At 70.8% G+C, this 24,105-nt stretch carries 21 protein-coding genes; 15 read left to right on the top strand and 6 right to left on the bottom strand.

Translation table 11 applies throughout. From position 1 onward, the window contains the following. Positions 1 to 151 precede the first annotated feature (151 nt). Entirely contained in the window at positions 152 to 1,315 is a 1,164-nt protein-coding gene (locus KILIM_RS14870) for an alpha/beta hydrolase (RefSeq protein ID WP_006593543.1), read from the top strand. A gap of 104 nt (positions 1,316 to 1,419) precedes the next feature. On the opposite strand, the gene KILIM_RS14865 is transcribed toward KILIM_RS14870, so the two are convergent. Beyond that, a complete protein-coding gene (locus tag KILIM_RS14865) occupies positions 1,420 to 2,298 on the bottom strand; it encodes a DedA family protein (RefSeq protein WP_040563525.1) in 879 nt (292 codons plus the stop codon). A gap of 130 nt (positions 2,299 to 2,428) precedes the next feature. Here KILIM_RS14865 and putP point away from each other — a divergent pair, with 130 nt between their 5' ends. The 3 genes from putP (at position 2,429) to KILIM_RS14850 (ending at position 6,889) form a co-directional block, all read left to right on the top strand. Further along, complete coding sequence (gene putP, locus KILIM_RS14860) at positions 2,429 to 3,940, top strand: sodium/proline symporter PutP (RefSeq protein WP_006593541.1); 1,512 nt, start codon at positions 2,429 to 2,431, stop codon at positions 3,938 to 3,940. 134 nt (positions 3,941 to 4,074) lie between these two features. Further along, positions 4,075 to 4,326, top strand: coding sequence for a helix-turn-helix domain-containing protein (locus KILIM_RS14855; RefSeq protein ID WP_006593540.1), 252 nt, complete (start codon positions 4,075 to 4,077; stop codon positions 4,324 to 4,326). 97 nt (positions 4,327 to 4,423) lie between these two features. After that, positions 4,424 to 6,889 (top strand): glycoside hydrolase family 31 protein, encoded by a 2,466-nt coding sequence (locus KILIM_RS14850; RefSeq protein WP_006593539.1) that lies wholly within the window; start codon positions 4,424 to 4,426, stop codon positions 6,887 to 6,889. A gap of 10 nt (positions 6,890 to 6,899) precedes the next feature. Here the strand turns inward: KILIM_RS14850 and KILIM_RS14845 are convergent, their stop codons facing one another. Then, the gene (locus tag KILIM_RS14845; protein WP_006593538.1) at positions 6,900 to 7,322 is read right to left on the bottom strand and encodes a zinc finger domain-containing protein; all 423 of its coding nucleotides are present in this window, start codon (positions 7,320 to 7,322) and stop codon (positions 6,900 to 6,902) included. Between the two features lie 157 nt (positions 7,323 to 7,479). Next, a complete protein-coding gene (locus KILIM_RS14840; protein WP_255247668.1) occupies positions 7,480 to 8,220 on the bottom strand; it encodes an AraC family transcriptional regulator in 741 nt (246 codons plus the stop codon). 154 nt (positions 8,221 to 8,374) lie between these two features. Between KILIM_RS14840 and KILIM_RS14835 the strand changes: the two genes are divergently transcribed. From KILIM_RS14835 to pheA, 5 genes are all read left to right on the top strand, one after another. Continuing rightward, the gene (locus KILIM_RS14835) at positions 8,375 to 12,019 is read left to right on the top strand and encodes a proline dehydrogenase family protein (RefSeq protein ID WP_083876191.1); all 3,645 of its coding nucleotides are present in this window, start codon (positions 8,375 to 8,377) and stop codon (positions 12,017 to 12,019) included. Positions 12,020 to 12,200: 181 nt separating this feature from the next. Continuing rightward, a complete protein-coding gene (locus tag KILIM_RS14830; RefSeq protein WP_006593535.1) occupies positions 12,201 to 12,797 on the top strand; it encodes a class I SAM-dependent DNA methyltransferase in 597 nt (198 codons plus the stop codon). A 170-nt stretch (positions 12,798 to 12,967) separates the two neighbouring features. Next, positions 12,968 to 13,537 (top strand): ATP-binding protein, encoded by a 570-nt coding sequence (locus KILIM_RS14825; RefSeq protein WP_006593534.1) that lies wholly within the window; start codon positions 12,968 to 12,970, stop codon positions 13,535 to 13,537. A 107-nt stretch (positions 13,538 to 13,644) separates the two neighbouring features. Beyond that, positions 13,645 to 14,577 (top strand): DUF5926 family protein, encoded by a 933-nt coding sequence (locus tag KILIM_RS14820; protein ID WP_006593533.1) that lies wholly within the window; start codon positions 13,645 to 13,647, stop codon positions 14,575 to 14,577. Continuing rightward, complete coding sequence (gene pheA, locus KILIM_RS14815; RefSeq protein ID WP_006593532.1) at positions 14,574 to 15,524, top strand: prephenate dehydratase; 951 nt, start codon at positions 14,574 to 14,576, stop codon at positions 15,522 to 15,524. The genes KILIM_RS14820 and pheA overlap by 4 nt, the downstream gene beginning before the upstream one ends. Positions 15,525 to 15,551: 27 nt before the next feature. On the opposite strand, the gene KILIM_RS14810 is transcribed toward pheA, so the two are convergent. Further along, positions 15,552 to 15,953, bottom strand: coding sequence for a phage holin family protein (locus KILIM_RS14810; RefSeq protein WP_006593531.1), 402 nt, complete (start codon positions 15,951 to 15,953; stop codon positions 15,552 to 15,554). Between the two features lie 80 nt (positions 15,954 to 16,033). Between KILIM_RS14810 and hisC the strand changes: the two genes are divergently transcribed. Further along, complete coding sequence (gene hisC / locus KILIM_RS14805; protein WP_040563524.1) at positions 16,034 to 17,149, top strand: histidinol-phosphate transaminase; 1,116 nt, start codon at positions 16,034 to 16,036, stop codon at positions 17,147 to 17,149. On the opposite strand, the gene KILIM_RS14800 is transcribed toward hisC, so the two are convergent. Beyond that, positions 17,125 to 17,649: a hypothetical protein gene (locus KILIM_RS14800; RefSeq protein WP_006593529.1), complete on the bottom strand. Its 525-nt coding sequence runs from the start codon at positions 17,647 to 17,649 to the stop codon at positions 17,125 to 17,127. The genes hisC and KILIM_RS14800 overlap by 25 nt on opposite strands. 303 nt (positions 17,650 to 17,952) lie before the next feature. On the opposite strand from KILIM_RS14800, the gene pdhA reads away from it, so the two are divergent. From pdhA to KILIM_RS14775, 5 genes are all read left to right on the top strand, one after another. Next, on the top strand, positions 17,953 to 19,182 hold the full coding sequence (gene pdhA, locus KILIM_RS14795; protein ID WP_006593528.1) for a pyruvate dehydrogenase (acetyl-transferring) E1 component subunit alpha: 1,230 nt from the start codon (positions 17,953 to 17,955) through the stop codon (positions 19,180 to 19,182). Continuing rightward, positions 19,179 to 20,159, top strand: coding sequence for an alpha-ketoacid dehydrogenase subunit beta (locus tag KILIM_RS14790; protein ID WP_006593527.1), 981 nt, complete (start codon positions 19,179 to 19,181; stop codon positions 20,157 to 20,159). Before pdhA ends, KILIM_RS14790 begins: the two co-directional genes overlap by 4 nt. 38 nt (positions 20,160 to 20,197) lie before the next feature. Further along, positions 20,198 to 22,051, top strand: coding sequence for a dihydrolipoyl dehydrogenase family protein (locus KILIM_RS14785; RefSeq protein WP_040563523.1), 1,854 nt, complete (start codon positions 20,198 to 20,200; stop codon positions 22,049 to 22,051). Positions 22,052 to 22,173: 122 nt separating this feature from the next. After that, a complete protein-coding gene (locus KILIM_RS14780) occupies positions 22,174 to 22,395 on the top strand; it encodes a ribbon-helix-helix protein, CopG family (protein WP_006593525.1) in 222 nt (73 codons plus the stop codon). After that, positions 22,392 to 22,838 carry a TA system VapC family ribonuclease toxin gene (locus KILIM_RS14775; RefSeq protein WP_040563522.1) on the top strand — a complete coding sequence of 149 codons (447 nt, stop codon included), beginning with the start codon at positions 22,392 to 22,394 and terminating at the stop codon, positions 22,836 to 22,838. The genes KILIM_RS14780 and KILIM_RS14775 overlap by 4 nt, the downstream gene beginning before the upstream one ends. Positions 22,839 to 22,855: 17 nt before the next feature. On the opposite strand, the gene KILIM_RS14770 is transcribed toward KILIM_RS14775, so the two are convergent. Further along, on the bottom strand, positions 22,856 to 23,788 hold the full coding sequence (locus KILIM_RS14770) for a hypothetical protein (protein ID WP_006593523.1): 933 nt from the start codon (positions 23,786 to 23,788) through the stop codon (positions 22,856 to 22,858). Between the last annotated feature and the right edge of the window lie 317 nt (positions 23,789 to 24,105).

Raw genomic sequence — 24,105 nt, 5'->3', positions numbered from 1 at the left:
GGCTGAGAGATCGCCCCACGTTCAGGGCCCGCTCAAGGTGCTCAGCTGAGGATGGGATGCCGGACACCGCGTGGCGGCTGCTGCTAGGGCTGCAGGCGTTCGGGGGATGCGGGGTTCAGGGGATGCAGGGACAACAGGGGGTAGGGCAATCATGATGTCGCTGTCGGTGACCAGCGAGCCGTTCATCTGGGTGCTGCGGGCGTTGCTGGCGGCGGCGATCGTCTGGGCGGTGTGGCGCTGGCCGCGCGCCGCCGGGCCCGGGATCGTCGCGATCCTGCGGCGCCTGGCCACGATCGTCGTCCTCACGGGGCTCGGCGTGCTCAACGTGCTGGCCCCGGTCAACGCCGAGTACGGCTGGTACATGACCGTTGCCGACCTGATGCCCGGTGCCGGATCCGGCCCGGGTGCCGCCTACGAGGGCGGTCAGTCCGCGAAGAAGGCGACCGAGGCGAAGCTGCGCTCCGCGAGCTACATCACCGGGCGGCGCGACCGCCCCGACCAGCAGCTGTCCTTGACTCCGACGACCGTGGGCGGCTACCAGGACTTCACCGTGCACGGCACGGCCAGCGGGGTGACCGGCACGGTCACTGTGTGGTTCCCGCCGTCGTACACGACGCCGGCCGCCGCGCACCGCGAGTACCCGGTCATCGAGGCGTTCCACGGCATCCGACCGGCGCCGTACGCCTTCTTTCGCGTGGTCGGCATCGACCAGGCCATCGCCGCCGAGGTGGCTGCGCACCGCATGCGCGAGGCGATCGTCGTGGTGCCGCACTGGGCGCCCGGCGGGCAGGACAACGAGTGCGTCAACGCCGTGCGGGGCGTGCCCGGCGGCTCCAAGATGGAGACCTGGCTGACGCAGGACGTTCCCGGCTGGGTGTACTCGACCTTCCGCGCCGCGCCCGGCCGCACCTCGTGGAGCGCGCTGGGCCTGAGCGCCGGTGGCTGGTGCGCGAACATGGCCGCCACCCTGCATCCCTCGGTGTTCGCAACCGCGATCTCGTTCGGCGGCTACTGGCGCCCCACGTTCGAGACGTACGTGCCGTTCCCGGCGCACAGCCCGGAGGCGTGGCGCTACGACCTGGTCGAGTACGTCAAGCACCATGGGCCACCGGTCGCCGTGTGGACGCTGACTGCGCGGCAAGACAAGTTGGCCTACCCCTCGACCATGGAGGCGCAGCGCAACGCCCGCGCGCCGATGTCGGTCACCGCGACGATCCTGCCGGAGGGCGCGCACAACGCCGACGTCTGGGTGCCGCACGTGCCGGAGGCGCTGGCCTGGCTCGGCTCGAGCTCGCCCGGCTTCGCCCCGACCTGACCCGTGATCAGCCAGCGGGCGCCCGCCGAGTCGTCACTTTTCCCCTCCAGAAGTCGTTTCTTTGCGACAACTGGAGCGGAAAAATGACAACTCGGCGGGCACGCTCAGGCCTTGGCGGCCGCGCTCTTCTTGGCGCTGCGGAAGGCGATGTAGAACACGACGACGAGCAGCACGATGGAGACGTACCACATGTACTTGCCGAACTCCTCGAGCACGGCCACCGCGGGCTCGCCGATCTGCCACCCCAGATACAGGAAGGCGCTGGCGACGATGGCAGAGAAGATCGTGTTGATGATGAACAGCCGCTTGATGCTCGAACCGGCCGCGCCGAGCACCGCGCACACGATGGAGCGGGGCACCGGCAGGTAGGGCACGTGCCCCAAGCCGAGGGCCAGGATGTCGTAGCGGCGGGTGAGGTTTTCCGCGCGCTTGGCGCGGCGGCGGGCGCGTTCGGTCTGGCCGGCGATGCTGGCGATGAAGTGGTCGCCCCACAGCTTGCCGGCCCACCACCACACGAAGTCGAACTTGATGGCGCTCAAGGTGCCGATGATCAGCGCCGCCGGCCACCACGGCCATCCGGTCGAGCCCAGCGCACCGCACATGACGAGCCCGAGCATCGAACCGGTCAACGAGACGAGCACGATCGGCGCCAGCCCCAGGATCACCGGCCGCAGCGGAATCATCGCCAACCCGTAGATCGTCATGAGGCCGATCAGCGAGGCGCAGATGCCGTCCTGCTTGCCGAACTCGTACCCCGCGGGCCACGGCAGCCGCTCCGCATCGCCGTCGGCGGATTCCCCGGAGTCCACGGAGTCGGCTGTGTCGTCGCTCGGGCGCGCGGATTCGGCCGCCGAATCACCCGTCGAATCGGGTGAGGCCGTAGCGGGCTCGGCACCAGGCACGGACCCTGCGACCGGCGCTGGGCGGTTGTCGTCAACGCCGTGGAGGTCGTCGGTCCGGTCGGGCTGGTCGCTCGTGCTCACTACAGCACAGTAGGCCGGGTGGCCCGGTCGCCCAAAGCGCGTGCTGAACCGCCCACCCTGAGCGGTAGTCTTCGCCCAGCCTTCACACAGGTGCGCCGACGATGTCGCACCCCTCACCTCAGGAGAATCCGTGAGTCCTACCGGGTATCAGATCCTTGCGATGCTCGTCTACATGTTGGCCATGCTGGCCATCGGCTGGTGGAGCTACCACCGCACCACCGACCTCGACGACTACATGCTCGGCGGGCGCGACCTGAGCCCGTCGGTGGCTGCGCTCTCGGCGGGCGCCTCGGACATGTCCGGCTGGCTGCTCATGGGCCTGCCGGGCGCCGTCTATGCCGCGGGCCTGGTCGAGGGCTGGATCGCCGTCGGCCTGACCGTCGGCGCGTGGGTCAACTGGAAGGTGGTGGCGCCCCGGCTGCGCGCCTACACCGAGATCGCGAACAACTCGATCACCGTCCCCAGCTTTCTGGAGAACCGGCTGCACGACCGCTCCCGGGCGCTGCGCATCGCCTCCGGCGCGATCATCCTCGTGTTCTTCACGTTCTACGTCAGCTCCGGCATGGTCGCCGGCGGCGTCTTCTTCCAAGGCTCGTTCGGCTGGGACTACCACCTGGGCATGGTCTTCGTCGCCAGCGTCACCGTGGCCTACACGCTCTTCGGCGGCTTCCTCGCCGTGAGCTACACCGACCTCGTGCAGGGCATCATGATGGTCTCCGCCCTCATTGCCGTTCCGACGCTCGGACTCGTCGCGGTCGGTGGTCCCGGCGAGATGGTGCGCCTCATCCGCGAGGTCGACCCGCAGCACTTCTCGATGGTGAACGGGGCGACGTTCATCGGTGTCGTCTCGTCGCTGGCGTGGGGCCTGGGCTACTTCGGTCAGCCGCACATCATCGTGCGGTTCATGGCGCTGCGCAGCCCACAGGAGGCCACCGCCGGGCGGCGGATTGGCATCGCGTGGATGCTCTTCTCCGTCGTCGGCGCCGTCATGACCGCCCTCGTCGGCATCGCCTACGTGCAGTCCCACCCGGAGATGACGATCAGCGACCCCGAGACGATCTACCTGCGCCTCGGGCAGGCGCTGTTCCACCCGCTGGTCGCCGGCTTCATGCTGGCCGCGGTGCTCGCCGCGATCATGAGCACCGTGTCTTCGCAGCTGCTCGTCACCTCCTCGGCTCTCGTCGAGGACCTCTACAAGGCGATGTCCAAGACCCCGCGGTCGGACTCCAGCTACGTGATGATGGGCCGGATGGCGGTGCTGACCGTCAGCCTCGTCGCCGCCGCGATGGCGTGGAACCAGAACGACACGATCCTGGGCCTGGTCGCCTTCGCCTGGGCCGGCTTCGGCGCCTCGTTTGGCCCGATCATCCTCCTGGCGCTGTACTGGCGTCGCCTGACGACCGCCGGCGCGTTCGCCGGAATGGTGACCGGTGCGGTCGTCGTGTGGATCTGGGCGTCGCTCTCCGATGGCCCGGGCGACATCTTCAACGTCTACGAGATCCTGCCCGGCTTCCTCGCCAACCTCGCCGTCGCCGTCGGGCTGAGCATCGCCACGTACAAGCCCGACAGCCGCATCCGCGAGGAGTTCGACGCCAGCGTGCGGGTCAGTGGCAAGCACGTCGACCGCGAGCCCATCGCCTGACCCCACTGAATCCGACGCAGTAACCCGCCCACCCGGGCCTCCGAGCGTTGACGTCGATAACAACGTCGCGCATCCTGACTACGAAATCAACGTCAGTTGCGTCTGATGTTGTTATCGACGTCAGGGAGGCCCGGGTGGCGACGTTTCGCGGAGTGATCGGCTCACCGGAGGAGCTGGGCGACGCGATCCGGCAGGGCCGCGAGATCCAGGGCTGGTCGCAGCGCGAGCTGGCCGCGCGTCTCGGCGTCACCCAGAAGTGGCTGTGGGAGCTCGAGCAAGGCAAACCCGGCCTGCTCATGGAGCGCCTCTTCGCCGCCCTCCGGGAGGTCGACGTGACCCTGAACGCCGAGTTCCGCGACCCCTCCTATGACGACCCCGTCTCCTGAGCGGCAAGATCCTAGGCCTGAACTGTCCCCGGATTAGCAAGTGCCGCAACGGGTGTCGCGAAACCGGGCGGGGAGGCGGGTGCGCTAAACAGAACGGGTGAGCCTGCCCGATCACCTGCGCCTGGCGACTCGCCCCGGCGCCCACGCGGACAACATCGTGCACGCCGGCCCCGCGCGGATCACCGTGCTGACGCCCGCGCTGATCCGCCTGGAGTACTCCCCGGACGGGGCGTTCGAGGATCGCGCCTCGCAGGTCGCGCTCTTTCGCGACACCGAGCCGGCCGCCTTCGACGTGCGCCGCACCGCCCGGCCCGACGGCCGCGAGGCGCTCGTGCTCGACACCGCCGCGCTGCGGCTGACCTACGACGGCGGGCCGTTTGCCACCCACGGCCTGTCGGTGCAGGTCAAGGGCGGTGTCAGCAACTACCACAGCACCTGGGGGTACGGGCAGCCCCCGGAGGGGAACCTCGGTGGCACCGCGCGCACCCTCGACATGGTCGACGGCGAGTGCGCCCTCGAGCCGGGCATCCTCAGCCGGTACGGGGTCGCGGTGCTCGACGACTCCGCCTCCCTGCTGCTCACCGACGACGGCTGGGTCGCGGCCCGCGAGCCCGGGCGCGTCGATGTCTACGTCTTCGCCCACGGCCGCGACTACGCGGGTGCCCTGCGCGACTTCTACGCCCTGACCGGTCCGACTCCGGTGCTGCCGCGGTTCGCGCTCGGCAACTGGTGGAGCCGCTTCCACCGGTACAGCGCCGACGAGTACGAGGGCCTCATGGACGCCTTTGCCGCCCAGCGCCTCCCGTTCAGCGTCGCGGTCGTCGACATGGACTGGCACCGCGTCGACATCGACCCCGCCCTCGGCAGCGGCTGGACCGGCTTCAGTTGGAACCGCGAGCTGTTTCCCGATCCGCGGGCCTTCCTGCGGCACCTGCGCGAGCGCGGGCTGCGGACGACCCTCAACATCCACCCCGCCGACGGCATCCGCGCCCACGAGGACCGCTATACCGCCGCCGCGCTCGCCCTCGGCCGCGACCCATCGACCGGCGAGCCCATCGCGTTCGACGCCGCCGACCCCGACTTTCTGCACGCCTACCTGCAGGCCGTGCTGCACCCGATGGAGGCCGAGGGCGTCGACTTCTGGTGGCTCGACTGGCAGCAGGGCCCGTTCAGCGCGCTACCGGGGCTCGACCCGCTGTGGATGCTCAACCACGTGCACTACCTCGACTCCGCGCGGGAGGGGGCGCGCGTCGGGCGGCCGATGACGTTCAGCCGTTACGCCGGACCCGGTTCGCACCGCTACCCGATCGGGTTCTCCGGCGACACGGTCGTCAGTTGGGCCTCGCTGGCGTTCCAGCCGCGGTTCACGGCCACGGCCAGCAATATCGGTTACGGCTGGTGGAGCCACGACATCGGAGGGCACCTGTTCGGCGTCAAGGACGACGAGCTGGCGACCCGCTGGGTGCAGCTGGGGGTGTTCTCCCCGATCCTGCGGCTGCACTCGACCTCCGATGCGTTCAACAGCAAGGAGCCGTGGCGGTTCGGCCGCGAGGCCGCCCGCGTCATGGGCGACTACCTGCGGCTACGGCACCGCCTCGTGCCCTATCTGCACACGATGAACCGCCGCGCCCACACCCACGGCCAGCCGCTCGTGCGCCCGATATACCACGAGCACCCCTGGGCCGACGGCGCGTACGAGGTGCCGAACCAATTCGCTTTCGGCACCCAGCTGCTCGTCGCGCCGATCACCGCCCCCACCGACCTCGAGCTGGGCATGGCCGCCGTCGACGTGTGGCTCCCGGAGGGGCGCTGGTACGACCTGCCGACGGGGCTCTCGTATGCCGCGGCGCGCGGCGGGCGGCGCATCCGCATGCACCGCACCCTCGACGACCTGCCGCTGCTGGCCCGCCGCGGCACGATCCTGCCGCTGGCCGGCGCCAGCGACGACGAGGCGGTCAGCGTCGAGAACCCCACGCACCTGCAGGTGCTCGTCGTCGCGGGCACCCCCGAGGGCGGAGTCGGCGAGTTCGACCTGCTCGAGGACCGCGACGACGATGCCTGGGTGCGCACCCCGCTGCGCTTCGACGGCCGCAGCCTCGTCATCGGGCCGTGCGAGGCCGAGCGGTCCGCCGAATCCGAGGTGGACTCCGAGGGCGAGCCGGTCGACCCGTTCGCGGCGATCCCCGCGGTGCGCGAATGGGAGGTCGTGGTGTTGGGGGCGGCGAACGTCACCGGGGCATCGGTCGCGGTCGGGGGCCGGATGCGGCGCGGTCACGTGCGCCCGGCCGGCCGCGATGGGGTCGCGGTGAGCGTCGGCCCGGTGGAGCCGGGGCAGCGGGCACTGGTCACCCTCGACGGGGACATGAACCCCGCCGGCAACGACGTGCCCGGGCGCGTGTTCGACCTGCTCGATCAGGCGCAGATCGCGTTCGAGGACAAACGCCGCGCCCACGCCGCCCTGACCCGTCCCGACGACCCCCGCTCCGGCCTCCTCGAACTCGGCGCCCTGAACCTGCCCGAGCCGATCCGCGCCGCCCTTACCGAGATCGTCCTCGCGCAGTAGCGCGGCGACTCTACGCGGAGGCGCCGAACTGGGGGCGTCGGGTGGGCCGCCGGGGGGTCAAGCGGGAGGACTCCTCGACGAAGGCGCGGAACTCCACGATGCGGGCGTCGATGAACTCGGGCCCCTCGTGCGGGCCCATGCCGTCGGCCAGCACGCGCAGGGTGCGCGGCTCGGCGGTCGCGACGCACAGCAGCACGTCGCCGACGCGTAGGGAGTCCACGTCCTCGCGCACGACCGCCGTGAACGGGCGCTGCCGCATGAGGTGCTGGTAGCGGATCCAGCGGGAGTGGTGCGGGTCGTTACGCACGGAGTCGTCGGGGTCGCGGCACGGATCGCCGGTCTGAGCGCGACAGATCGTGCACGGCACCCGACGGGCTAAGTCGTGCGGTCCCAGGGCGATCCGGGCGTGCCCTCCCTCAGCGGTGGCAGTCATGGCTCGTCCTTCCGGTTGATCGGTCACACTCCAACGGCCTCCCCGAACCCCCGATGACGGGGCGCAGCATCGCGCCCCACCACCCCTTCATATCCACCCATCGGTTGCGCGGCGGTGTGAGATCAGTCAAATCTCGGTCAATCCTGTAAGGATTTCGTCAAGTTCGGCCGGCACGGCGGAACTGGCTGGGGGTCTGCCCGGTGAGCCGGGCGAACGTGCGCGAGAACGCGGCCTGGTCGTAGAAGCCGACGTCGAGGGCGATCTGCGCCAGCGGGGCATCGCTGCGGGTCAGGAGAGTGCGGGCCCGGTCGATGCGGGCGGTCAGCACCAGTTGGCCGGGGGAGCGGTGAAACGCCCGGCGCACCCGGCGCTCCAAGGCGTCGGCGCCCCAACCGGCGACCTGAGCCAGCTGCGGCACCCGGATCGGCCCGTCGAGGTGATCCTCGATGAACTCCAGGACCCGGCCGAGCGCCACCATGTCGACGTCGCGCACGTCGTCGTTGCCGAGGTCCTGCGAGATCGACACCAGCCCCACGGTTGCGCCCTCGTGGACGAGTGGGTGCTTGGCCGTGAGGTACCAGCGGGCGACGCCGCCCGGCGGGCGGATCAACTCCAACTCGTTGCGCAGCGGCCGGCCGGTCGCCAACACCTGACCGTCCTGCTCCTCGTAGCGCTCGGCGAGCTCGGGGACGAAGAGCTCCGTGGCCGTGCGGCCCAGCACCTGGCGTTGCGAGCGTACGTTGGTGCGCTGCACGAAGGTCGCGTTGACGGCGACATACCGACTCTGGGCGTCCTTGAGGCAGAACATCGTCGTCGTCAGCTCGTTGACCAGCGCCAACATCGCTTGCGGTAGCGCGGCCGCCACCGGGGGCGTCAACCCCTCGAACGGATCGTCCACGCGCACCCACTCCCCGGTCGAACATCGGAAGACGACCTGTCGAACAGCGTATTTCGCAGCTAGCGGCTGCCTGTGGGTTGCTTGGTCGACTTCCGCGCCGCGAACGCGCCGATTCGACAAGACCGGGCGCCCGAATCCGCTGAATACTGTGCCAATGACCGAGCGCCCCAACTCTTCCGCCCTCGCCGAGGGCGCCACGCCCGACGCCCCCACCTTCACCCCTGCCGTCGGAGCCGCCGACGTCGCACCCGGCTCTGCAGCCGCCCGCTCCACCACCAAGACCACCAGCAAGACCACTGGCAAGACCGGCTCGGCCGCGTTCGCGCCCATCGTGGAGGATTCGGTGCGCCTGGCCGACGCCTGGGCCCGGGCCACGGAGGAGGGCCAGACCCGCTCCGAGCGCGCCACCACCGGTCAGCTCGCGGCGCTGGTGCGCGACGACGCCGGGCTCGACCTGGCGGTCCGCTTCGTCGACCGCGTAGCCCGCCCCGAGGACTCCGGGGTCGCGGCGCGTGAGCTGGCCAACCTGACGACCGGCAACGCCGCCGGCTTCCTCGGCCTCGTCGACCGCTCGATGCTGCAGCTGGGCGCCTTCGTCGCGCCGCTGGCGCCCCCGGTCGTCGTGCCGCTGGCCCGCAAGCGACTGCGGCAGATCATCGGCCACCTCGTTGTCGACTCCCACGACCCGGCGCTGGGCAAGCACCTGGCCAAGGCCCGCGCGGAGGGCTTCCGCCTCAACGTCAACCTGCTCGGCGAGGCGGTCCTGGGTGAGCAGGAGGCCGCCTCCCGCACCCAGCGCGTCGGCGACCTGCTGGCCCGCCCGGACGTCGACTACGTCTCCATCAAGATCTCCTCCCTGGTCTCCCAGATCACGACGTGGGACCACGAGGGCACGGTGCGTAAGTGCCTGGACCGGCTGCGCCCGCTGTACCGCATCGCCAAGGCGAAGTCGCCGCACGCCTTCGTCAACCTCGACATGGAGGAGTACCGCGACCTCGACCTGACCATGGATCTGTTCCAGCGGCTGCTGGCCGAGGACGAGTTCAAGGACCTCGAGGCGGGCATCGTGCTGCAGGCCTACCTGCCCGACGCGCTGCCGGCGATGGAGGAGCTCATCGAGTTCGCGCAGCGGCGCCGCGCCGCCGGTGGGGCCGGCATCAAGATCCGCCTCGTCAAGGGCGCCAACCTGGCGATGGAGAAGGTCGAGGCCGCGGTGCACGGCTGGGAGCAGGCGCCGTACACCACCAAGGCCGACGTCGACGCCAACTACCTGCGCTGCGTCGAGCGCGCGCTGCGCCCGGAGCTGGCCGGGGCGGTGCGCCTCGGCGTCGCCAGCCACAACCTCTACGACGTGGCCGCCGCCCACCTGCTGGCCGCCGACCGCGGCGTCACCGACTCCCTCGACATCGAGATGCTGCAGGGCATGGCCCCGGCGCAGGCCCGCGCGGTCAAGGCCGACGTCGGCACGGTGCTGCTGTACACCCCGGTCGTGGCGCCCAAGGACTTCGACGTCGCCGTCTCCTACCTCATCCGCCGCCTGGAGGAGAACGCCCAGTCGGAGAACTACCTGCACGCCATCTTCTCCGGCACCGACGGCGTGGCCGACCCGGCCAGCCCGGCCATGCGCGATCAGGAGGGTCGTTTCCGCGCGTCGGTCGCGGCGATCGACACCACCGCCGCCGGCCCCCGGCGCAGCCACGAGCGCCCCGCCATCGGCGACTCCTTCGAGAACGAGGCCGACTCCGACGCCTCGCTGCCGGCGACCCGCGCGTGGGCGCTGCAGCACCTGGCCGCCGACCCGGCCCCGCTGACCAGCCCCGACCTGGACCAGGTGGAGCAGGTCGAGGAGGTCGTCGCCCGGGGCGTCGCCGCCAGCGAACAGTGGGCAGCGCTGCCCGCCACCCGCCGCGCGCAGATCCTGCGGGAGGCCGCCCGCGGCATGGCCCGCCGCCGCGGCGAGATGATCACCGTCGCCGCCGCCGAGGGTGGCAAGACGGTCGAGCAGACCGACCCCGAGGTCTCCGAGGCGATCGACTTCGCGACCTACTACGCCGACCGCGCCCTCGAGCTGGGCGCCGGTGCGAGCCTCCACAGCGACGGCGCGACGTTCACCCCCGGCCGGCTCGTGCTCGTCACGCCGCCGTGGAACTTCCCGATCGCCATCCCGATCGGCGGGGTGCTGGCCGGCCTGGCCGCCGGCAGCGCCGTCGTCATCAAGCCGGCGCCGCCGACTCCCGGGTGCGTGGAGATTGCCGCAGAGGCCGTCTTCGAGGCCCTCGACGCCGCGGGTGTCTCCCGCGACGTACTGCAGGTCGTGCGGGTCGCCGAGAACGAAGCCGGCAAGGCGCTCGTCTCCCACGCGGACGTCGACACGGTGATCCTCACCGGCGCCACCGACACTGCGACCCTCTTCGGCGGCTGGCGCGCGCAGCGCGACCCGGCGGTCGGTGGGGCGCGCGTGTACGGCGAGACCTCCGGCAAGAACGCCCTCATCGTCACCCCCGCCGCCGACCTCGACCTCGCCGTCGCGGACCTGGTGAAGTCGGCCTTCGGGCACGCGGGCCAGAAGTGCTCGGCCGCCTCGCTGGCGATCCTCGTGGGTTCCGTCGGCAGCTCCGACCGCTTCCGCCGGCAGCTCGTCGACGCGGTGAGCTCGCTGCGGGTCGGCTGGCCCAGCGACATCGGCGCGACGATGGGCCCGGTCATCGAGCCCCCGCACGGCAAACTCTTGCGTGCGTTGACCACGCTGGAGCCGGGCGAGACGTGGCTGGTCGAGCCGCGGCAGCTGGACGACAGCGGCCGGCTGTGGTCGCCCGGCCTGAAGGATGGCGTGGCCCCCGGTTCGTTCTTCCACCTCACCGAGGTCTTCGGGCCGGTGCTCGGCCTGATGCGCGCCGACTCCCTGGAGCAGGCCATCGAATTGCAGAACGCCACGGCCTTCGGCCTGACCGGCGGCCTGCACTCCCTCGACGAGGGCGAGATCGACACGTGGACCGATCAGGTCGAGGTCGGCAACGCCTACGTCAACCGGCACATCACCGGCGCGATCGTGCAGCGGCAGAGCTTCGGCGGCTGGAAGGCCTCGGCGGTCGGCCCGGGCGCCAAGGCCGGCGGACCGAACTACGTCGCGCAGCTCGGCACCTGGAGGGCTGCGGGCCTGCCCACCCGACTGGGCGAGCCCAGCGGCGCGGCCCGCGAGTTTCTGCGCGCGGTGCTGCCGCTCGTCGCCGAGCGCGAGGAGCGCTCGTGGCTGCGCGCCGCCGCCGGCAGCGACGCCCACGTCTGGCAGACCGAGCTGGGCCGCGAGCACGACGACTCCAACCTCGTGGTGGAGACCAACGTCTTTCGGTACCGCCCGCACCCGCACGTGTGGGTGCGCACCACCCCGGAAGCGCGGATCGCGCACACCCTGCGGGTCGTGCTCGCCGGCCTGGCCGCCGGGGCGCCCGTGCGGATCAGCCTCGACCCCGCGACCAGTGCGGAGCTCAAGGCGCTGGACGGGCGCGGCGAGGAGGTGTCGGCGGGGCTGCGGGCGCTCGCGGCGTACGTGGACCGCGCGGAGACCGACGAGGACTTCCTCGTGCGGGTCGAGCGCGGCGACGTCACCGGCCGCGTGCGACTGATCGGGTCGAACCCGCGCCTGGCGGCCGCCCTCGAGGAGGAGGCCGCCGGCGGCGGGATCACCCTGCTGGCCCAGGAGGTGCTGGCCACGGGTCGGCGCGAGTTGCTGACCGTCGTGCGCGAGCAGGCGATCAGCCGCACCCGGCACCGTTTCGGGCACATGAGCACCCGGCACTGAGCGGGCCGGGCGCGACAGGGTCATTGAGCGGGTTGCAGCGATAGGAGCGGGGGCGTCGGTTCTGCCGGCGCCCCCGCTGCTGTGCGCCAGGCCTGTTCGCAGCGCCTGTTCGCAGCGCCTGTTCGCAGCGCCTGTCCGCAGCGCCTGTCCGCAGCGGTGGTGGGCGCGCGACAATGCCAGGGTGACCACCGTCGATTTTGAACGGCTGTATTCCGGCGACCCGGATCCGTGGCGGGTGGCGACGGACTGGTACGAGCGCCGCAAGATCGAGGTCGTGCTGGCCTGCCTGCGGCGGGAGCGCTACGGGCTGGCCTGGGACGCCGGGTGCGGCACCGGCGACCTGGCGGCCCGGCTTGCGCCTCGCTGCGCCCGGCTGGTCGCCACTGACGTCAGCCCCGCGGCGGTGCAGTTGACCAGCGCCCGTTGTCGTGAGTTTGCGCAAGTGGAGGCGGAGGTGTCGGCCCTGCCCGCGGTCCCGGCGTCGGTGGTCGGGCACGCCGACCTGGTGGTGCTCTCGGAGGTGCTGTATTACCTGGCGCCGCAGCAGCGTCAGGAGTGCGCTCAGGCGCTGGTCGACGCGTGCGCACCGGCGGGCGACGTGCTGGCCGTGCACTGGAGTGCGCGCCCTGAGGAGGCCCTCGACTCGGGCTTGGATTGTCACCGAGAACTCGATATGCGGATGCTGCGTGCGGGTTTCGGACGACTTCTGGCCCATCGCGATGTCGAATTCACTCTCACGATGTGGTCGCGCGACGTGCCGACGACCGTAGGCCGTTGAATTTTTGACCAAATGTCGCTGACCTGCACAGATGTCCATGAGGAAAGTCTGTGGGCAAGGGGTGTACAGGTTGAATATTCTCGACTACTGTCCGGTTCACGTCAAAGACCCTGAAGGGCTCCTGGCCAGGGAGTTCAGCGGGGGACGTCAAGGACGACGAGAGGCAAACAATGACCTTCGATCGGGGATCGACCGCGACGCTTGACGGTGGCTCCGACGCCTGTACGGACGGCGCTGTTGAGGCCACTGAGTACCGCGCCCCGCACGGCAGTTCAGCCCCGCGGCCATCCGCCGCCCGCAATGCCCGCCCGGCGCGGCTGCCGGACCCGGGCGACGGGACCCGCAGCATCCGCCTGACCCACACCCTCGTGTCCGTGCGCGAATCGCGCTCGACGCTGGTGCGTGACCTCACCGACCGGGGCGTGAGCACCACGGTCATCGAAGAGGCCGAATCGGTCGTGGCCGAGCTCGTGGCCAACGCGGTCCGGCACGCCCGGCCCTTGGCCGACGGGTGTGTGCGCCTGCGCTGGAAGGTCAAGGGGGGTGCGGTAGAGGTCGAGGTGCGCGACGGCGGCAGCGAGACCGAGCCGCGTCCGCTGCGGACCTCTCCGCTGGCCGTGCACGGCCGCGGGCTGCGGATCGTGCGCAGCATGGCCCACGAGTGGGGTGTGCTCGATGAGTCCAACGGGCGCACCGTGTGGGCGGCCCTCGGCGGACCCTCCCGCCGTCGAGCCGGCTGAACCAGGCAAGATCTGGGCCCGACCTCGTGCCGGATCTGGGGCCCTGCGGCACGGCCTGGTGAGTGTCGATTCGGGGCTCGCGGAGCGGACCTTTAGGCTGCTGAGCCATGGGTAAGGCCTCGCGCCGCGCGCGCAAGAACGCTGAACAGTCCGCACCGAAGGCGGTGCCGGCGCCGTACGTGGCGCGGCCCTTCGAGGGGCTGCCCTCCGAGACGGACTGGGTGGCCATGCGCGAGATCGTGCCGGCGGCGACCGGCACGGTGCGCCTGCGGGCCGACTTCGCGGACTGGGCCCAGGGCGCCGGCCTTGAGGTGCCCGCCGAGCTGCCGGAGCGCCTCACCGTCACGACCGCCCTGCCCGCCGGCTGGCTGGGCCTGCACCGGGGTGACGGCGAGCGGTTCGTGGCGCTGCAGTCCGTGCCGACCCGCGGCGACGTCAGCCGCGACCTGGCCCTGGTGGTGCTGGCGCTGCTGGCCGGCAACCCGGGCGAGCCGGTCACCACCGTCGCGACGCCGACCATGGACACCCCCCGCCTGCAGCACCTGCTGGACGTCGACACCCCGTTCGACGCGCAGGTGCACGAGGGCTTCGACTACTGGATCGCCCCGGACGTCACGCTGGAGGCCGACGCCCGCGACTCCCTGCGCGAGGCCAACGAGGCCATCATCCCCACCGTCAAGCTCGCGAGCACCGACTCGGCCTACTGGTGCCGGGTCGGCGAGCGCACCCACATCCGCTGGGTGTTGCCCGACGACGAGGACGCGGCCACGGCGGCACTGGCGCGGCTGCACGCCGCGGGCACCCTGGCCGGCACCGACGGCCTGGGGCAGAACACCCGCTTTCTCGGGGCGTTCCGCGCCGACGGGGTGCTGGCGCCGGTCTGGGACACCGACCCGGAGTTCGACGCGCAGGCCTACGAGCAGCCGATGGCCGACCTCGCCCAGCGGTACGCCGCGGCGCTGGGGGTCACCGAGCCGCTCAACCCGCAGGAACGCCGGGCCCGCGCGGGCCTGCTCAGCCGGCAACTCACCCTCCGGTGACGGGGCTCATCGTGCACCGCATCGGATTCTTGGGCCCCCGGGGCACCTTCAGCGAGGTCGCGCTGCGCCAACGCCCGGAGGCGGAGCAGGCGCAGGTGCTGCCGTACACCTCCGTCGACACGGCCCTGGCCGCGCTGCGCGCCGGCGAGATCGACGCCGCCGTCGTGCCGATCGAGAACTCCGTGGAGGGTGGGGTGCCGGCCACGCTCGACTCCCTGGCGCACGGCGAGCCGCTGCGGGTCGTCGCGGAGATGATCGTGCCGATCACGTTCGTGCTGGCGGTGCGACCGGGCACGAGGGCCCAAGACATCGGCGCGATCAGCACGCACCCGCACGCGTGGGCGCAGGTGCGCGGCTTCATCGCCGCCAACTACTCGGCGTGCCGGTACGTGCCGGCGACCTCGACCGCTGCCTCCGCCGTCGACCTGGCCGGTGGCGCGCACGCCTGGCACGACGCCACGGCCTACCAGGCGGCGATCTGCCACGAGATGGTCGCTCGCGACCACGGGCTGGAGGTGCTCGCCGACGACATCGGCGACAACAAGGACGCGGTGACCCGCTTCGTCCTCGTCGCGCGCCCCGGCCGGATGCCGGCGGCGACCGGCGCCGACAAGACGAGCGTCGTGCTCTTCCAGAAGATCGACTACCCCGGTGGGTTGCTCGGCCTCCTGGAGCAGTTCGCCGTCCGCGGCATCAACCTGTCGCGCCTGGAGTCCCGGCCCACCGGGGAGTCCCTGGGCCAGTACTGCTTCTCCCTCGACCTGGACGGTCACCTGCACGACGCGCGGGTGGCCGAGGCACTCAAGGGGCTGCATCGGGTGTGCGCGCAGGTCCGCTTCCTGGGCAGTTACCCGCGGGCCGACGGCGCACCCGTGGCCGTTTCGCCGGCGCACTCGGGGCGCTCGTACGAGGAGGCGGAGGCCTGGCTGGCCGCCCTCGAGGAGTGATCCGACGGCTTGTTCAGCGCCGTCGGTTCAGCGCAGTTGGTTGGTGGGCCGCTCGGGCACGAGCGTGGCCAGCACCCAGGAGACGAACGAGAGCACCAGGGAGCCGAGGATCGCGCTCCAGAAGAAGTTGTCAACGGAGAAGTCGAGGCCGAGCACGCCGGCGAGCCAGGCGGTGATGACGAGCATCGCGGCGTTGACGACGATGAGGAACAGGCCGAGCGTCAGCACGATGAACGGAATCGAGAAGAACGTCACGACCGGCTTCATGAACGCGTTGACGACCCCGAAGACGGCCGCGACCAGCAGGATCGTGACGATCTGGTTGCCGGTGCTCGTGGCGGACTCGCCGAGGCGGATGCCGGGAACGACGAGCGCGGTGAGCCACAGGGCGACCGCGTTGACACCGATGCGCAGAGCGATATTGGCCATGCCCGGCATCCTTCCATGCGTGCCTGTCCGTGTGCCCGACTCCGGCTGCGCCCCGGCTGCGAGTGCGTAGAGTCGAGGCCATGTCTCAATCCTCGACGTCCAGTCCCGTTGAGTTCCGCGCCGCCCTGGCGAGGGTGCCGGCGTACAAGCCGGGTAAGCCGCCGACGCCGGTGGAGGGCCTGCGGCAATTCAAGCTGAGCAGCAACGAGAATCCGTACCCGCCGCTGCCGTCGGTCGTGCAGGCCATCACCGACGCCGCGCAGGCCGTCAACCGGTACCCCGACGCGGGCATGCACGCGCTGCGCGAGCGGATCGCCGAGCAGGTGGGCGTCACCGCCGACGAGATCGTGCCCGGGCCCGGCAGCGTCGGCGTGCTCGACCAGATCTTCACGGCCGTGGTGGAGGAGGGGACCGAGGTCGTCTACGCCTGGCGCAGCTTCGAGATGTACCCGATCGCCGTCGCGGTGGCCGGGGGACGCAGTGTGCAGGTGCCGCTGACGGCCGACGGGCGCCACGACCTGCCGAAGATGGCCGCCTCGATCAACGACAAGACCCGCCTCGTGCTCGTCTGCTCGCCGAACAACCCGACCGGTGCCGCCGTCACCGGGCCCGAGTTCGAGGACTTCATGGCCAAGGTGCCCGGCGACGTGCTTGTCGTCTTCGACGAGGCCTATATCGAGTTCGACACCGCCGACGACAAGGTCGACAGCCTGCACGTCTACCAGCGCTACCCCAACCTGGTGCTGCTGCGTACCTTCTCCAAGGCGTACGGCCTGGCCGGGCTGCGGGTCGGGTACGCGGTCGCCCACCCGCCGGTGGCCGCCGAGTTGGGTAAGACCGGGTTGCCGTTCGCTGTCACCGACCTGGCTCAGCACGCAGCCCTCGCCAGCCTGGCTGCCCGCGACGAACTGCTCGTGCGCGTCAAGGAGCTGTGCTCCGAGCGGGAGCGGGTCGTCATGGCGTTGGCGCAGCAGGGCTGGACGCTGCCCGTCACGCAGGGCAACTTCGTCTGGCTGCCGCTGGGGGAGGAGGCCGCGGCGTTCGCGCAGATCGCCGACGCCGCCGGGGTCTCGGTCCGCCCGTTCGCCGGTGACGGCGTGCGCTGCTCCATCGGTGAGCCCGACGCCAACGACACCCTGCTGAAGGTCTGCGAAGACTTCCAGCGCTCCGGTCAGCGGCGGCCCGGCTCCTCGTAGAACGGATCGGAGGGGTCGGGGTCGCCGCCGTTGTAGCCGGGGGCGTCGTGCTCGAGCACGCGGCGCCACCAGCCGATCGCGTACGTGGTGAACGCGACGGCGAGCAGCACGAGCAGGCCGGCGTCGAACAGCGGCGACCACCCGCCCATCCCGGCCTTGCCCGGCTCCAACGCCACGACCTCCACCTCGTTGCCGGGGGAGAGGGAGAACAGGCCTGGGGTCGACAGTTCGGCGCTTTCTCGGCCGCCGTCGGCGGCGGTGAACTCCACGACGCAGGCCCCGCTGACGCCCAGCGTGCGGGAGCACTCGACGACTGTTGCGCTCGTCGTCGGCTTGCCGCCGTTGGCGATGGCGTATCCCGCGATCCGCAGCGCGAACTGCCACAGCAGGATCGCGACGCTGGCCGCAACGACGAGTGCGATCACCTTGAACGCCAGCGTCCCCACGAGCCGCGAAGGGCTGGACAGGGCATCGGTGTGGCTGCGGGCGCGTGACTTCACGGCGTTCCTATCGTCACTGCAGGGCCCACCTCAAAGGCTCCGGGTGCGAGGGCTGACCTTGGCGCGCTTCCCGGGGTAACGTGTCTGAACGCCACCCGCCTCGCCTGCACCGGCCATCGTTCGTCCCGGCCGGCGTGGGCAGGGCTGTGCCGGCAACGATGCCGAGCGGCCCCACGGCATCGTCCGGGGACGGGTCATGGCGCCCCGTCGCCGGTCATCACTGGAGGGTTGGGGCGTCGGGTTCGACCAGACGCACCGCCTCGGACGGATCCCGGTGGCGTGCGGACCAGCGAAGGAGAGTTCGTGAGCGACAACGAAGTCGAGACTCAAGAGGGCGTGGCCCGCAAAGCCGCCGACGCTTTCGGGGTCGAACACCACGAGAGCGTCATCGGAGAGCCGAAGATCAGGCTCGACGGGGGGCCGGAGACGATCCGATTCATCGACAAAGACGGGCAACGCATCCGCAACGAGGTCAACCTGCCCTACGACCCGTATGTCGACGCACTGACGGAGGAGGACGGGCAGCGGCTCTACCGCGACATGGCCCTCATCCGCCGCTTCGATATCGAGGCCACCGCGCTGCAGCGCCAAGGTGAGTTGGGCCTGTGGCCGGGTCTGCTCGGCCAGGAGGCCGCCCAGGTCGGCATCGGCCGCGCGATGCGACCTCAGGACTATGCCTTCCCCAGCTACCGCGAGCACGGTGTGGCCTGGTGCCGCGACGTCGACCCGGTCAACCTGCTCGGCATGTTCCGCGGCGTCAACAACGGCGGCTGGGACCCCAACGACAAGAACTTCCACCTCTACACGATCGTCATCGGTAACCAGGCGTTGCACGCGGTCGGTTACGCGATGGGCATCCAGCGCGACGGCGACTACGGCACCGGCGACCCGGAGCGCGACAGCGCGGTCGTCACGTTCTTCGGTGACGGCGCGACGAGCCAGGGCGACATCAACGAGTCGTTCGTCTTCGCGGCCGTCAACCAGTGCCCGATCGTCTTCTTCTGTCAGAACAACCAGTGGGCCATCAGCGAGCCGAACGAGCGGCAGACCCGCATCCCGCTGTACCAGCGGGCACGCGGCTTCGGTTTCCCAGGCGTGCGGGTCGACGGCAACGACGTGCTGGCCTGCTACGCGGTCGGGCAGCACGCGCTGGAGCAGGCCCGCAGCGGTCAGGGCCCCTTCCTCATCGAGGCCTACACGTACCGGATGGGCGCGCACACGACCTCCGACGACCCGACGAAGTACCGGGACTCCGCGGAGGTCGACCTGTGGCGCGAGCGGGACCCGCTGGAGCGGCTCAAGACGTTCCTGCTGAGCCTGCACCAGACCAAGCAGGAGTTCTTCGACGAGGTCGACCGCGAGGCCGACGCGCTCGCGGCACGGATCCGCAAGGAGTGCCAGGAGATGCCGAACCCGCCGCGCGAGCAGCTCTTCGACAACGTCTACGTCGAGGCGCACCCCGGCCTGGAGCGCGAACGCGAAGAGTTCTTTGCCTACCATGCCGGCTTCGAGGACGAGGAGGCCGGCCGATGACCCGCTTGACGCTGGCCAAGGGCATCACCGCCGGACTGCGGCGCGCGATGGAGAACGACCCCAAGGTGCTCGTCATGGGTGAGGACGTCGGCCGACTCGGCGGCGTCTTCCGCGTCACCGAGGGGCTGCAGAAGGACTTCGGCGAGGACCGCGTCATCGACGCCCCGCTCGCGGAGTCCGGCATCGTCGGCACCGCGATCGGCCTGGCGCTGCGCGGCTACCGGCCGGTCGTGGAGATCCAGTTCGATGGGTTCATCTACCCCGCCTTCGATCACATCACCAGCCAGGTCGCCAAGATGTACGCCCGCTCGCTGGGCCACACGAAGCTGCCGATGGTCATCCGGGTGCCCTGCGGTGGCGGCATCGGCGCGGTCGAGCACCACAGCGAGTCGAACGAGGCGTACTTCCTGCACAGCGCGGGCCTGAAGATCGTCTCCTGCTCCAACGCCGAGGACTCCTACTGGATGATCCAGCAGGCCATCGAGACCGACGACCCGGTGATGTTCTTCGAGCCCAAGCGGCGCTACCACGAGCGGATGGAGGTCGACGAGAGCGCCGCCTCCGCCCCGCGGTCGCTGTACGAGGCGGTCGTGGCCCGAGAGGGCAGCCACGTGACGCTCGCCTGCTGGGGCCCGATGGTCAAGACGTGCCTTCAGGCCGCCGAGGCTGCGGCCGGCGACGGCATCTCGCTGGAGGTCATTGACCTGCGCGGGCTCAACCCGCTGGACACGGCGACGCTGTTCGCGTCGGTGCGCAAGACGGGCCGGCTCGTCGTCGTGCACGAGGCGTCGAGCTTCATGGGCTTCGGCGCCGAGATCGCGGCGCAGGTGATGAACGACTGCTTCTACCACCTCGAGGCTCCGGTGCTGCGCGTCGCGGGCTACTCGATTCCCTATCCGGCCAGCAAGCTCGAGGAAGAGTTCCTCCCCGACCTTGACCGGGTGCTCGACGGCGTCGACCGCGCCCTCGCGTACTGACCCGCCCGCCCACGGACTGGCGAAGAGACGGAGTGGACATGGCTGTGAAGACGTTCAACCTGCCCGACCCCGGCGAGGGCCTGACGGAGGCGGAGATCGTCTCCTGGAAGGTCAAGCCCGGAGACGCCGTGAAGGTCAACGACATCGTCGTAGAGATCGAGACGAGCAAGTCGTTGGTGGAGTTGCCGATTCCCTGGGAGGGGACGGTCGGCGAGCTGCTGGTTGCCGAGGGTGAGGAGGTGGCTGTCGGGGCGCCCATCATCACCATCCAGGTCGCCGGGAGCGAGCCCGCCGCGCCCGCTCCTGCCGCAGCGCCGGCGGCGGCTGCGCCGGCAGCGGCACCCGCGGCCGGTGACGGCTCTGCTGGCGGCTCGGTCAAGACGTTCAACCTGCCGGACCCCGGTGAGGGCCTGACCGAGGCGGAGATCGTCTCCTGGAAGGTCAAGGCCGGCGACGCCGTGAAGGTCAACGACGTCGTGGTGGAGATCGAGACGAGTAAGTCGTTGGTGGAGTTGCCGATTCCCTGGGAGGGGACGGTCGGCGAGTTGCTGGTGGCCGAGGGCGAGGAGGTCGCAGTCGGGGCGCCGATCATCACGATCGTCGTGGCGGGGGCCGCTCCCGCTGCAGGCTCGAGTGGCACCGCGGACGGTTGGGGTGGCGCCGCCGAAGAGCCGGAGGGTCGTACGCCGAACCTCGTGGGCTACGGCGCGATCGGCGGATCGACGACTCGCCGCCGGCGCAAGGGCGGGGCACCGGCCGCTCCTGCTGCACCCCCTCCCGCTCCCGCCGCACCTGCTCCGGCCGCCGCACCTGCTCCGGCCGCCGCACCTGCTCCGGCCGCTGCTCCCGCTCCGGCCGCTGCTCCCGCTCCGGCCGCTGCTCCCGCTCCGGCCGCTGCTCCCGCTCCGGCCGCTGCTCCCGCTCCGGCTCGGACCGAGGGTGGCGTGCCGGTGTCGTCGGCGGGGCGGCCGTTGGCCAAGCCGCCAGTGCGTAAGTACGCGAAGGACCGTGGCGTCGACTTGGCGCAGGTGCCGGGGTCGGGCGCGGACGGCATCATCAGCCGCGAGGATGTCGACGCGTTCTTGTCGGGCGGTTCGGCGCAGGGCGCCGAGCAGGCCTCGGCACCCACTGGTACGGGGGCTGGGGCTCCGGCTCCGAGCCGGGCGCAGGCGGAGCGCGAGGTGCGCATCCCGGTCAAGGGCGTCCGCAAGATGACGGCGGCCGCGATGAGCGGGTCGGCGTTCAACGCGCCGCACGTCACGGAGTTCGTGACGATCGACGTGAGCGCGACGATGGAGCTGGTGGAGCGGCTGAAGTCGGACCGCGAGTTCCGCGACGTGAAGGTGACGCCGCTGCTGCTGGTGGCCAAGGCGCTGCTGCTGGCGTCGCGACGTAACCCGGGCGTCAACGCGAGCTGGGTGACCGAGGGCGACGGCGCGACGATCGTGCAGAAGAACTACGTCAACCTCGGCATCGCGGCGGCGACCCCGCGGGGCCTGATCGTGCCGAACATCAAGGACGCGGATGCGATGACGCTGCGCGAACTGGCCGACGCGATGGGCGAGCTCGTCGCGACGGCCCGGGCGGGTCGCACGCAGCCGGCGGACATGTCGGGCGGCACGATCACGATCACGAACGTCGGCGTGTTCGGCGTCGACACGGGCACCCCGATCATCAACCCGGGGGAGTCGGCGATCCTCGCGTTCGGCGCGGTCCGCCGGATGCCGTGGGTCGTGGAGCGCGACGGGGTGGAGTCGATCGAGCCCCGCTGGGTCACCCAGCTCGGCCTGAGCTTCGACCACCGCCTCATCGACGGCGACCTGGGTTCGCGGTTCCTGGCCGACATCGCCGCCATCCTCAACGACCCCGCCAAGGGCCTCGTTTGGGGCTGACCGCCCGCCCGGCCCCCAACTGCCGAAAGCACGACTACGCGGCGAGATGCAGAGTTTGAACCCTGCATCTCGCCGCGAAGTGTGTCTATCGAGGGTGGTTGTCCTGCGGATAGCATGATGTCATGCGCACCACTTTGTCGATTGATGACGACGTGCTGGAGGAGGTGCGTGCCATCGCGGCAGCCGATGGCACGTCGATCGGGGCGGTCGTGACCCGCCTGCTGCGGCGCGGGTTGAAGCCCGTTGAGGTTGTTGACCGCGACGGTTTTCCCGTTTTCGACGTTCCGGCCGATGCCCCGATGTTCGGGGCCGAGCAGGTTCGGGCTGCTCTGGACGACGAGTGAGTGCATCGCCGCGCCGTGGGGCTGCACTGCTCGACGTCAATGTGTTGGTGGCCCTCGGGTGGCCGAGCCACGTCTTCCACACCCGGGCCCACCGCTGGTTCGCGCAGCATTCCTCTCGTGGGTGGGCGACGACGCCGGTCACGGAGTGCGGCTTCGTCCGGGTATCCAGCAATCGCGGGGCCTTACCGCTCGTGACAACCCCGGGTCGCGCGGTAGAAGCGCTACGGCGAATGTCGAGAGTTCGCGGCCACACGTTCTGGGCTGACGACGTGCGTTTCGTCGCCGAGGACGGGATTGTCGACTCGCTGCGCGGTTATCGCCAGGTGACGGACGCCCATCTGTTGTCGTTGGCCGCGAGCCACGACGGGCGTCTCGCGACCTTTGATGAGGGGATCGAGGGCGCGCACCCGGCGTATCGCCACCTTGTAGAGGTCATCACCTGATTCCCGCAGGTGGCTCCTCAACGGAGTGGGTGGTCGGGGAAGAACCCGTCGGGTAGGTCGTCGTCGACGGCCTCGATGTGCACGTCGAGGCGGCCGCGGTCGTGGTGGGCGGGGTCGCCGTCGAGGGTTTCGACGCTGACGCAGATGCCGGTTTGCCGGTCGATGCGCACGGCGAACGTCGTGCCGTCGGGTGTGTCGTCGGGCCAGGGGCCGCGGTCGTGCCATTCGGCGGCGAAGGCGACGGCTCCGTCGAGGAGGGGGCAGCAGCCGCAGCGGGGCAGGTACGACACGTCGGGTGTGATGGCGGCCTCGAGTGCTGGTCGGCCGTGGTGTTCGACGGCGCGGACTTCGGTGATGGCGCCGGGGGGCGGGTCTGGATCGTTGGGGTCGTGGTCGTCGGTCGATTCGCCGCGGGCCTGCGCTGCGGCGAACCAGTCGCCGTCGGCGAGTTCGATGGGGTCGAGCATGGCGACCCACCGGTAGTTGCTGTACATGGGCACGGTGTCGTTCCCGGGGTCGAAGGGCAGCCAGGCGACGAGGCCGTCGTTGCGGAGTCGAGGCGCGGGGGCTGGTGCTACGGCCGCCAGGGCCTCGGCGGCGGAGCTGGGCGCGATCTCCCGTCCGTCGTCGCTGGCTCCGAAGAGCACGGCGGGTACAGCTCCGGAGAAGGAGCGTCGCGGCACAGCGCGCCGGTCCGGCTCCCATCCCACGACGACCCATTCGCCGATTCCGACGGCCGGCGGCTCGTTGCGTCCAGCCCTCAGGAGTTGGCCGTCAAGGGTCTCCACGCGGTAGGCATCGGGCCGGCGGACCCACGCCCGTTCGCGCGGATGGCCGCTGAAGGGCCGCCACGTCAACTGCACCGACCGCCACAGCACCCGTGACGACCGCGCCAGCGCCCGGAACGTCTCCACGTCTACCTGCGCGTCGTCCACCCGGTCATTGTCCACCCGGTCATTGTCCGCCTGGTTGTTCGTTGTCTGCCGGGTCGTTGTCTGCCGGGTCGTTGCCGCCAAGTGTCCTGCGTGGATGTCCGCATGACTCGTGCGCCAGCTCCCTGCCCATGAGTGTCTGCCCGCGGCCGTAGTCGGCTGTGTGTGGCGCGGGCGAGCTGCCCGCTGGCCGAGCTCGGGCTCAGGGGGCAAGGATCGTCGCAGGTCAGGTGACGAGCGCGCGTTGGTCGCCGGCCAGCACCTTGCGTTCGGGCAGCATCGCTGACTCGGTCAGTGCGCCGCCGTGGCCCTCTGCGGCAGGCTGGCGTGGTTGG

This window comes from Kineosphaera limosa NBRC 100340, from assembly GCF_000298215.1.
Lineage (GTDB): Bacteria > Actinomycetota > Actinomycetes > Actinomycetales > Dermatophilaceae > Kineosphaera > Kineosphaera limosa.
The sequence above is the reverse complement of the archived record's forward strand: the minus strand, read 5'-3'. Positions and strand labels throughout refer to the sequence as shown.